Consider the following 10,754-nt stretch of genomic DNA (forward strand, 5'->3'; position numbering starts at 1 on the left):
GTTCTCATTCCAAAAACAGCCACACGCTCCGTAGCCTAGGAGTGTGTGGCTGTTTCATTTCATCTTCCTCAATAAATACAACAAATACGGCGTGCCGATGAGCGCGACGATGAGTCCGCTCGGAATGTCTTTCGGCGCTATCAATATGCGTCCGACAAAATCAGCCGTCACTAAGAGCAGACCGCCCATCAAGCCCGAAACGACGAGCAGGGGCAAATGGCGGAAGCCTACTAATCTACGGGCAATATGAGGCGCGACTAGGCCAACGAATCCGATGGTGCCCACAATGGCGACCCCTGCCGTACTGATCGCCACCCCGACGATCAACGCCCAAACGCGCGTCGATTTGACGGATAGGCCGAGACCAGCCGCCACGTCATCCCCAAACGTCAACGCATCCAAGCTGCGTGTTAAATAGATGGCCGGACCGATGAGCAGAATTAGAAACAGCAATGAGAGCTGCACATCCTCCCAGCCCTTTCCATACGTGCTGCCCGAAAGCCAGACGAGTGCCGCGGCGACCGCCAATTTCGCCTTCACGACAAACACTTGCGTCGCCGCAGAACCGAATGCTGATATTGCAATCCCCATCAACGCGACGAGCATCGGTTGAAAATTGTTTTTCCAAGCTGTCAGCATAATGATACCGAGAGCAACAGCGGCGCCTACTACCGCTCCAAGCGGCATGTACTGTACAGGGATTGCCGGGATTGCGACCAAGAGCAGCATCGCCCCGGCGCCCCCCATCGAGGTGACGCCTAACACACTTGCATCCGCCAATGGATTCCGCAAGACACCTTGCAATAAAACACCGGCAAGTGCAAGCATTATGCCGATGATGAAAGCAGTGAGCACACGCGGCACACGGAAATTCCAGACGACCGGCTTCATCCAATCAAGGGACCAAGACAAGCCGTTATAGGAAAATGCCAGTGCAAAGACAGCGACGATCAAAATCGTGACAATCGAAATGACAACAGGTAGTTTGACCGGCTTTAAAGCGCCTCCCATTTGACGATCGCCTTTCGTATGCGATTTCGCCGTCTTCCATGCCAAATAAAGGAGCCAAGGACCGCCAGCTAACGCTGTCATGGCACCGACAGGAACTTCCTGCCCCGGCTGGATCACCCTGCCTAAGACATCTGCCCCGATCATCATCACACTGCCCCATAGGAACGACTGAAGAAAAATTTGTAAATGGCCGCGCACGCCTAGCATCCGAACGATATGCGGGGCCATCAAGCCGATGAAGCCGATCGGGCCGACGACGCTGACCGTCGTCGCCGCAAGCAAAATTGCAGCTCCCCATGCAATCAATTTGACGAATCGGACATTTTGACCAAGTGAGGATGCAACGTCTTCACCTAACGACAAAATATCCATCGGCTTTGCAATGCCTAACGCAGCGATGAATAACACAAGGATCATCGGGCCCGCAAAGGTGACGCCGTTCCAATTCAACTGAACAAGCGTACCTGATCCCCATAAAAAGAGGCCGTTTGTCTGATTCTCAAACAACAGCTGCAGCGAGCCGGTCATGGAAGCAAACAACAGGGAGATGATCATCCCCGTCAATGCGACACGTACAGGCTCCATCTGCTTCCCTGCCAGGACAACAACTAGTACTGAAGAAAGAACCGCACCTACTAACGCAACTAAAAAAGGGAAATTCCCTAGAAACGATGGAAAGAAAATCATCGAAACAACGACAAAGAAATATGCACCGGCATTGATGCCAAGCGTGCTGACAGATGCTAGCGGGTTATTCGTCAACGTCTGTAAAATGGCACCCGCAACCGCGAGTGCCCCACCCGCTAAAATTCCAATCGCTAACCGTGGAAGCCGGAGAGAAAGCACGATATCCTGTATACGTCCCTCCACCCAAACCTCCTTCAAAAGCTGAGAAACTGTGTAATCAGCTTGGCCCTGCGTTAAATGAATGAACGATAAAACGACCAACAGGAAAAGACCGATGATCATAACGAACAACGATCTTTTCCCCGAAGCCTTTCCCGCCATTATTTATTAACCATCGTATCGACGATTTGATTCAGCATTGTTTCAGCTGAGAGCGGACCTCCATATAACCAAGTGTCGCCCCCAAGGTCAAATAGTCGATCTTCCTTGACAAAGTTCAAATTTTTCCAAACAGCGTTGTCTTTCAATTGTTTTTCATACACATTGTCTTCATCTTGGACGGAATACAAGTAGTTTGCATCTTCGTATTTCGTCAGCCCTTCAACGTTGAACGTACTTGATCCGAATACTTCAAATTGATCTGGCATGTGTACGTTTTTCAAACCGATTTTCTCAAGGATTTGAGATGCCATGGAATTCGGCGTGAAAACACGGATTTCCGGCGCTTGTGGACCTGTGTAAGCAAGCGTCAAGATGACATCCTTCGTCTTCAAGTCTGCTTCCTCAATTTCAGTTTTCGCTTCTTCGTATTTCTCGTCTAAATGCGCCAACACTTTTTCGGCTTCATTCGTCTTGTCTACAGCCTTCGCAATTTCATTGAAGGTCGTTGTCATTTCTTTATACAAATCAATCGACTCGTCCTCCGGATACGGATTGAAAATAACGGTCGGAGCAATTTTCTCCAAATCCGCTAGCTGTGCATCGTGACGGAAGCTGACACCGATGATCAAATCCGGCTCAATCGCGGCGATTGCTTCCAAATTCGGTTCTTGTCTTCCACCGACATCGACAACATCATCGCTCAATTCCGCATCGATATTCACCCAGTTATGGTATTCCTGGATGTCCGCCATTCCAGCAGGTTGTATGCCAAGTGCAAGTAGATCTTCCGCGTACGTCCATTCAAGCACGACGACTTTCTTAGCAGGCTTATCAAGTGTTACTTCGCCGTTCGCTCCTGTTATCGTTACACTTCCTTCGGCATCGTTGACAGCACCTTTATCTTCATTCTTTTTCGATGAGCAGCCAACTAACAGAACTGCACTGAGCGCTAAAAACAGCAACATCTTCATGTATTTATTCATTTATACTCCTCCATACTGATAATCATTATCAATCAGTAGTGTAATCTTTCAACAAGCCACTTGTAAAGTATTTTCTAGATGAATGATTCTCATTCTCAACTGAACGGAAATATGATATGCTACTAAGTATTAAGAGTTGTCATTCCTACGGATTAGAAATGAAACGGAGGCATTATACATGCACCCTACGATAAATACGAAAAACCTATCCATCGGCTATGAAAATCACCTTCTTTTCGAGAATTTGAATTTAGCGATTCCCCGCGGTGAAATTACCGTCTTTGTTGGGAGCAACGGTTGTGGGAAATCCACATTGCTCCGTTCAATCGCCCGTTTGTTGAAGCCTTCGGACGGCTCCGTCTTGCTGGAAGGGAAAGATATCCATTCGATGTCTTCCCGTAATGTAGCAAAGAAGATGGGCATCCTCCCCCAAGGACCGGTATCACCTGAAGGATTGACGGTTCTTGACCTTGTTAAACAAGGCCGCTATCCTCACCAATCGTGGCTTTCCCGCTGGACGGAAGAAGATACGAAAAAAGTCGAGGCGGCGATGGAAGCGACCAAAATCAGTGACTTGCGCGACCAGGCGATCGACACACTATCGGGCGGCCAGCGTCAGCGTGCGTGGATTGCCATGACGCTAGCTCAGGACACGGACGTCATTCTGTTGGATGAGCCTACGACATATCTTGACATGACCCACCAAATTGAAATTTTGGATCTCTTGTTTGAGTTGAATGAACAAAAAGGGCGCACAATCGTCATGGTGCTCCATGATCTGAATTTGGCTTCCCGATATGCACATAACATTGTCGCCATTAAAGACGGTGGGGTATACGCGCAAGGAAGGCCGGAAGACATTATCACTTGCGATCTTGTCCGCGCGGTATTCAGCATGGAATGCCAAGTGTCGACGGATCCCCTTTTCGGAACTCCACATTGCGTGCCTTTTGGCCGTGGGCGTTGTGTCGTGCAACAAGTAAGGAGCAATACAGGTGCCTGAACTGAACGACGAGCAAATTGCATCTTTGGAACGTTTCGGCATATTTCTGAACAGGCAGCCTGATGCATTCACGAACGCCAAATCGATTTTATCGGAAGCGGCAAGCACTGTATTGTTTGCGGAAATTAAAACATTAACCGGTGCGCCGATCGACGCTGTGGCCGCTTCTGTTTATATGAGAAGGCACGGTTTCTTCTTGACGGGGCTGTTCCATATGCTCAGCAAATTCAACCTGCTCTTTACCGGCAAATTGGAGGACGTCTCTTTATTCGTCGAGAACGGGACAATACAGTTTTCCATTGCACCCGATTCCTTCGAGGACATCCATGACCGGCACGAAGCAATCCGTTTCGTTCTCGAACAGTACGGACATCCCGTCGTCGACTATATGAGCAAGCGCGCGCATGTTTCCAAGCTGATCCTGTGGGAGAATGTATGGGGTTACGTCATTTGGATGTATTCCATGCTTCTCAACGAAGACTGTTCTACAGCACAAAGTGACCTTGATTTCTTAGTGGATGATGAAACTTGGAAACCACATATGAGGCGCTCGCCTTTTAAACAGTATTTGCAGAATGAAGAACCGCTTGAAGCAATGGCAAATTATAAACGGACAACTTGCTGCCTATTAAAGGAACTGCCCGATACGGAGAAATGTCCGTATTGCCCGTTAAATAAAAATTAAAACAGCTTGCTAGCACTTTTACTGGTGTAGGCAGGCTGTTTTTATATGTTGGATCTGTCGATTAGCGTGATCAATAGCTTTTATAAGTTTTTTCGCTATCAACTAAACACCCCCTTATAGTTTGGTTTCGTTGCGATAGCAGTTAGTTTCGTTGCGAAGTTGATTAATTGCGTTGCTAACCAGCTTGTTTGTGTTGCAAACCCTTTTGATTGCATTGCGAGCCGATTTCATTGTGTTACGAACCCGTTCAATTGCGTTGCGCTCACGATGGTTGATTACCCCTCAATGCTCCCTTAACGTTTTACCGCCGACAGTGATTCTCTCGAGAATCACGTCAGCCGTGAGGGTTCAAACCCATGCCATTTCAAAGGATTAAGTATCCTTGACCCGTTAGTTGTCTTAAATGCAGTCATAGTAGAAAAGTGTATTTTTTTAACGAACAGGGGAATATATATAAGTATATACAAACAATTCTGGAGGGGATATAATGGTGGAAACAAATAAAAAAGAGGTGTTGGCTATGACGACGACTGCACAAAAATGGGGAGGAAGTATCGGCGTTCGCATCCCCCAAAAGATAGCAAAGAAATACGGTGTCGTTAATGGTACACAACTAGAGATCTCAGATGATGGTGAAAGAATCATCATTAGACCTGTTGAAAATGAGTTCACATTGGAAGAATTACTAGCACAATGTGAAGGCAGCAACCCCCACAAGGAGTTTTTTAGTGAGCCTGCCGGAAGGGAAGACATATAACAGATGCAAATTCCAGACAGAGGAGATATTATTTACTTGGATTTCAATCCTCAAACAGGTAGAGAGCAAGCTGGGAGAAGACCTGCGATTGTATTATCACCTAAGAGATTCAATGAAACAACCGGCTATGCATCTGTATGTCCGATAAGCAATACAACAAGACAATGGGGCTTTCATGTTCATTTGCCTGAGGGTTTAGAAGTTGAAGGCGTAGTAATCCTTGATCAATTGAAAAATCTAGATTTTCGTGCGAGAAATGCAACAATAAAAGATAAAGTTCCTGATGATGTGATTGAATTATGCTTAAAAAAGATCAGAACATTTTTATGAAAAAAGGTATTTCCGATAGTAAGGAATTACCTTTTTTCATTTTGTTCTCCAACTATAAAAAATGCTGGTATAGGGCTGCCTACTACTAACTGATCGCACTTAGATATAGGTCGAGAGAATCTTCTACTTCATGTTCTACAAGCGCAATAAAATCGCTGGAATCCTCTGTCGTATGTACTTTATCAAGTGCTTCATAATAAGCTAATCGGTTTTCCACCTTAATAACAACCGGAGGGAACCCATCTTTCATAAGTTCTAAATTAAGCAGAAGTCTAGAAGTACGACCATTGCCATCTACAAAAGGATGGATGCCTACAAAAATGGCATGCAGCATTGCTCCCCGCTCGACAGCATGAAGGTGGATACCATCTTCATAGTACCAATTCATCATCTGCTCCATTTTTTCTTGGATTCTATAATGAGCTGGAGGTGTATGCTTAGCACCTGAAATAAAGACTTGCTCCCTACGGTATACACCTGCATATGCGTCATCAATTCCTTTTAACACTAATCGATGCACATTTTTTATTTGCCATTCAGAAAGTGATTCTTTCTTTTGGACAATTTCCTCCACATAATTTATGGCATCCCGATGGTTGATGACCTCCAAATGCTCCCTTAACGTTTTTCCACCAACCGTAATCCCTTCAAGAACAACTTTGGTCTCGTTCATAGTTAAGGTATTTCCTTCTATTGCATTCGAATTGTAGGTCCACTCCAGAAATAATTTTTCTCGTAAACTTTTTAATGTATATTTGGGTAGAGGACGAGCAGCATCCAATTGTGCTTTTTTTTCATCAATCCGTTCAAACAAATGATCCACCTCCTCGATATCCATTTTTATTATTAATCTTCCAACTGTAAAAACACCTTTGTGAACTGTTTGAAATCGTCAACATGTTTATTTAAAATTGACTCTAAAATATCAAGTTCAAGAGCTTGATAATCATGAACAGCGATGTTGCGGAAGCCAACCATATTCATTAATGTTTTTGCAAGATCCGCTTCAATCATATCCGCTTCCTGTAAAAGCTTAAATGCTTCACGACTCGTTTTTGGAACGCCTAATTTACGCTCGCTCACAACATGCATAGCCAAGTCAATACTTGCTTCACAAGCACGTTGGATATTTAACACGATACTATCTTGTTTCGTAAAGTTTGTTAAATTTTCAGGATTTCCTTCATACACCTCATGAATTCGGTTTAGACAGCGCTCAATCGTTGTCGTTTTGTTTAAAATGACATCATTCATCCCCAAATACACTTCCCCTCTCCTTAATGTCATTTAGTATCACGGCTCGTTGCTCATTTAATGTTGTATACATGCTAAAGGCTCGCATTCTTTGACGAATGAATTCATTTTCATCCTCTATATAGATAGGAATACCATGTGCAAAAATTTGCATCGTGAAAACTGTGTCAACACTCTTAATATCTACCAAGTCCACTTCACGCTCGCCAATTAAAGCAAGCTCATTTGAGAGCAGAAAACGATCATAAGATGATAGTTGCTTGTTGCTGAAATAAGCGAGATCAATATCACTCTCTTCACGTACCGTATCTTTTGCAAAAGAGCCAAAAAGGATAATGAAAGCTGGATCGACTTCTTGTTTTACCTTTTCAATAAGTTGTTCTTTTATTTCATTCGTTAGCACACGTATCACCTCCTTATCAATAGTATAAATGTTTAAGGAAAAAACTGCACTCCACTCATATAGCATAATAAGTTTGTCTGTCTTTTACACTTGAGTAAAAAAATTTTTCATATTTTATAAGCCAAACTACAATGTAAATTGTCTAATGTATAGAGAGGAAGTCAAAAAGGGGGTAATTCTCATTGAAAAGCTTATAAAGAAAGCCAAACGGGGAAATCAAACAGCTTTCATCCAATGCATCGAGCCATATGAGGCTGATTTGTACCGAATGGCTTTTGTCTATATGAAAAATGAGCATGATGCTGTAGATGTTGTTCAAGAAACAATCTTAAAAGCTTATGAAAAAATGAATACCTTGAAAGAACCGGCGTACTTTAAAACGTGGCTCATCAAAATTGTCATAAACATTTGCCTCTCTAAATTAAAGCGCTCAGAAAAAGTGATACATATTGACGAAAAGCAGTTAGCGTCATTAGATGTTGCATCTACAGATATTTCCCTAAAGCTCACTTTGCAAAATTTGATCAATGAATTATCAACTGAAGAAAAAAACGTCATTCTTCTTCATTTCTATCAAGGCTATACATTCAAAGAAACGAGCGAACTTTTAGAAATGCCTTTAGGAACCGCAAAATCCGTCTGCTATCGAGCTTTGAAGAAATTGCGCATACAAATTCAGGAGGTAGATTTTTATGAATGAAATCAAAAAATCCATAGAACAAATTCCTCTGCCTGATGATTTACATGAAGTCGCCTATAACCGTTTACAGAAGGCTGCACCTAAAAAGACTAAACGTTGGATGTTGCCAACTGTCGCTGCACTTTTTTTACTACTATGCACGACGCCTATTGTTTTTTCCAACTATATTTCCATAGGCGAATTTTTCGAATCAAAGGATCAAAAAACGGCTGCTATAGATGATTCGATAATAGTGGTGGAATCCGACATGTTTACAATTACGTTAAAACAATTTGTCGATTTCAAAGAAAACAAACGGTTCATTCATGAACTGAATAATATTCCCTTCGCTTTAACTGACAGGGAAATACTTGATCAATTAATTGAAGATGAATTATTACAGCACGAGGCGAAAACTCATGGAATTGTCGTGACCGAACAAGGGGTTTTGGAATACGCAGAGCAAACAAAGCAGGCAATAGGGGAATCTAATGATCTGATTATGATCCAAATCAACGAGGAACTAGCAAAAAGGCTAGGCGTTACAGCAGAAGAATACTTTACGCACCCATCAACTTTAAAGCACTACGAATCCATGCTCACTTCAAACGAGTTTATTACACGGCTTTATTCAGATGGTGTGTTAAATGATCAATATACGCCGGATCAATATAAAGCTGATTTGTATGAGAAATATGCCAATCAAATAAAAGTGAAACAAAACATTTTAAACCAACTAGAAAGCAAATAGATAAAAGGGGCAGTCCGGGACTGTCCAATAAGCCCAGAAACCACCAGAGTGCGCCGCCGCTGTCACCGCCGAGCACTTCGAGTGATTTCGTAAAATAATGCTGGCAGACGAAAACAGCCAATCTACACCGATTCTTTTTGGTGTGGATTGGCTGTTTTTTTATATTCTTCTCCCACTCCCCATCCATTTTCAAAAAGTTGAATCGCTTTCAGTGATATGATGCTCTAATAGATAGAGTCAGAAAAGGGGGTGCCGATTGGTCTTGAAAAGAAAATTGGTTGCACGTGCGAAAAAAGGGAATAAGCAGGCGTTTGAGACGCTGATACACGAGGAGAAAGAAAAGTTGTATAAGATGTCATTCATTTATATGAAAAATGAAAATGATGCATTGGAAGTATTTCAGGAGACGGTTCTCAAAGCGTACACATCCATGTCTTTATTAAAGGATGACCGTTATTTCTCTACTTGGATTACAAGGATTTTGATCAACACGGCGCTTCAGATGCTGAAGAATAAAAAGAACATTGTGCCGATCCATCAGGAGATGATTGAAGTGGATAGGCAAGATGGACATGTTGGCGTCGAAGTGCAGATCGACTTAATGCAGGCACTTGAAGAAATGGAAGAAAAGTATAAGACCGTCTTGTTATTGCGTTACTACGATGATTTCACTGTAAAACAGATTGCGGCATTTTTGGAATGCCCGGAAGGAACGGTGAAGACGAATATTCGTAGGGGGCTTGAACAGTTGAAGTCAAAACTGAAGGGAGTGTATGTTGATGAACGACAAAATTTCATCATTTAAGAAGGAAGTCGATGAAATCCAAGTGCCTGTTGAAAAGCTGGATGCCATTATAGGAAAGGTTTTGGATGGAGAGATGCCGAAACAAAAAGGGATTATTTGGCGGCGATTGGCAATTGGGACAAGTGCTGCCGTCCTGTCATTAGGCATATTGGTCGGTTCAGCGGCTATTTCTCCAGCAATGGCGAATTTCGTATCACAAATCCCAATTATCGGCTCCATTTTTAGCCAATCCAACGATAAAGGACTAGTACAAGTAAGCGAAACAGGCTTAACTCAAATAGTCGGCGAGACGAAAACGGTCAACGGGAAATCACTGACGATCGATGAGGTGTTCTATGATGGAACAAGGTTCACTTTTAGTTATTCATTGGTATCGGATGTTCCAATTACTGATAATTACTTAATGCCTTCGTGGACAATCGACGGCCAACAGTATGCTTCCGGAATGGGAAGAGATGCTGAGGTAGTCATTAGTCCAATGGAGAGGACTGGAATTTACGAATTGGGGTACTATCAAGAAGAAACGGTACCGCTGAAGGAAAAATTCGAATTAGGACTGTGGTTTGAAGGGGAAGGCGGTGAAGAATGGGATTTCCATATTCCGGTTGTCAAACAGGTAGTTAAGCAGATTGCAATCGATGAAGTGCAGCAACTTGAAGATTTGAAATTGATTGTGAGTTCCATCAACACTGGCCCGGGTGGAATGCTTATTAATTACAAAGTCGAAAGTCCGTATGATCAACATATAGGGAGTTTCGTTCGTTTTGAAGTTTTCGACGAAAACGGAAATGAATATAAAATGAATTATGGTGGATCAACCGGTGCACGTTATAAAAAAGGGACTTTTTTATTTGTGCCCATAGATGAGGATGTTACTCAATTGACCATAAATCCGGTTATGTATATTCCTGAGGGTAAAACTGTTATTGATTACTCCGCTTATCGGGAGAAAACGTATCCTTTCAAAAGCTTTAAAGTGAATGTATCAGATTAAGTAAAAGGTAATAATTGAGTCAAAACAAAAACAGCCCGCCCGTACCGCTACTTCCCGGTGCGTGCAGGCTGCTTTTTGTTCAGCTTCGCCT

Annotated in this window: 13 protein-coding genes; 8 read left to right on the forward strand and 5 right to left on the reverse strand. The window is 43.0% G+C overall.

The window, feature by feature from the left end:
* Positions 1-54: 54 nt before the first annotated feature.
* Together SLU01_RS17430 and SLU01_RS17435 are read right to left on the reverse strand one after the other, a co-directional pair.
* Complete coding sequence (locus tag SLU01_RS17430) at positions 55-1,980, reverse strand: iron ABC transporter permease (RefSeq protein ID WP_246111038.1); 1,926 nt, start codon at positions 1,978-1,980, stop codon at positions 55-57.
* Positions 1,981-2,018: 38 nt separating this feature from the next.
* On the reverse strand, positions 2,019-3,002 hold the full coding sequence (locus SLU01_RS17435) for an ABC transporter substrate-binding protein (RefSeq protein WP_147060732.1): 984 nt from the start codon (positions 3,000-3,002) through the stop codon (positions 2,019-2,021).
* Between the two features lie 178 nt (positions 3,003-3,180).
* On the opposite strand from SLU01_RS17435, the gene SLU01_RS17440 reads away from it, so the two are divergent.
* From SLU01_RS17440 to SLU01_RS17455, 4 genes are all read left to right on the forward strand, one after another.
* Positions 3,181-4,005, forward strand: coding sequence for an ABC transporter ATP-binding protein (locus SLU01_RS17440; protein WP_147060734.1), 825 nt, complete (start codon positions 3,181-3,183; stop codon positions 4,003-4,005).
* Entirely contained in the window at positions 3,998-4,690 is a 693-nt protein-coding gene (locus tag SLU01_RS17445; RefSeq protein WP_147060736.1) for a hypothetical protein, read from the forward strand. Before SLU01_RS17440 ends, SLU01_RS17445 begins: the two co-directional genes overlap by 8 nt.
* A gap of 487 nt (positions 4,691-5,177) precedes the next feature.
* Positions 5,178-5,447, forward strand: coding sequence for an AbrB/MazE/SpoVT family DNA-binding domain-containing protein (locus SLU01_RS17450; RefSeq protein WP_246111037.1), 270 nt, complete (start codon positions 5,178-5,180; stop codon positions 5,445-5,447).
* A 3-nt stretch (positions 5,448-5,450) separates the two neighbouring features.
* Entirely contained in the window at positions 5,451-5,777 is a 327-nt protein-coding gene (locus tag SLU01_RS17455) for a type II toxin-antitoxin system PemK/MazF family toxin (protein ID WP_147060739.1), read from the forward strand.
* A gap of 85 nt (positions 5,778-5,862) precedes the next feature.
* Here the strand turns inward: SLU01_RS17455 and SLU01_RS17460 are convergent, their stop codons facing one another.
* The 3 genes from SLU01_RS17460 to mntA are packed head-to-tail and all read right to left on the reverse strand — an operon-like array spanning position 5,863 to position 7,434.
* On the reverse strand, positions 5,863-6,591 hold the full coding sequence (locus SLU01_RS17460; RefSeq protein WP_174842677.1) for a Fic family protein: 729 nt from the start codon (positions 6,589-6,591) through the stop codon (positions 5,863-5,865).
* Positions 6,592-6,623: 32 nt separating this feature from the next.
* Positions 6,624-7,031 carry a type VII toxin-antitoxin system HepT family RNase toxin gene (hepT, locus tag SLU01_RS17465; RefSeq protein WP_147060743.1) on the reverse strand — a complete coding sequence of 136 codons (408 nt, stop codon included), beginning with the start codon at positions 7,029-7,031 and terminating at the stop codon, positions 6,624-6,626.
* Positions 7,024-7,434 carry a type VII toxin-antitoxin system MntA family adenylyltransferase antitoxin gene (gene mntA, locus SLU01_RS17470; protein WP_147060745.1) on the reverse strand — a complete coding sequence of 137 codons (411 nt, stop codon included), beginning with the start codon at positions 7,432-7,434 and terminating at the stop codon, positions 7,024-7,026. The genes hepT and mntA overlap by 8 nt, the downstream gene beginning before the upstream one ends.
* Before the next feature lie 145 nt (positions 7,435-7,579).
* Here mntA and SLU01_RS17475 point away from each other — a divergent pair, with 145 nt between their 5' ends.
* From SLU01_RS17475 to SLU01_RS17490, 4 genes are all read left to right on the forward strand, one after another.
* Complete coding sequence (locus tag SLU01_RS17475) at positions 7,580-8,134, forward strand: RNA polymerase sigma factor (protein ID WP_147060747.1); 555 nt, start codon at positions 7,580-7,582, stop codon at positions 8,132-8,134.
* The gene (locus SLU01_RS17480) at positions 8,127-8,864 is read left to right on the forward strand and encodes a hypothetical protein (RefSeq protein WP_147060748.1); all 738 of its coding nucleotides are present in this window, start codon (positions 8,127-8,129) and stop codon (positions 8,862-8,864) included. Before SLU01_RS17475 ends, SLU01_RS17480 begins: the two co-directional genes overlap by 8 nt.
* Positions 8,865-9,126: 262 nt before the next feature.
* A complete protein-coding gene (locus SLU01_RS17485) occupies positions 9,127-9,669 on the forward strand; it encodes a sigma-70 family RNA polymerase sigma factor (RefSeq protein ID WP_147060749.1) in 543 nt (180 codons plus the stop codon).
* Positions 9,644-10,663 carry a DUF4179 domain-containing protein gene (locus SLU01_RS17490; protein WP_170232746.1) on the forward strand — a complete coding sequence of 340 codons (1,020 nt, stop codon included), beginning with the start codon at positions 9,644-9,646 and terminating at the stop codon, positions 10,661-10,663. Before SLU01_RS17485 ends, SLU01_RS17490 begins: the two co-directional genes overlap by 26 nt.
* Positions 10,664-10,754: the final 91 nt, after the last annotated feature.

Source organism: Sporosarcina luteola, from assembly GCF_007991495.1.
Lineage (GTDB): Bacteria > Bacillota > Bacilli > Bacillales_A > Planococcaceae > Sporosarcina > Sporosarcina luteola.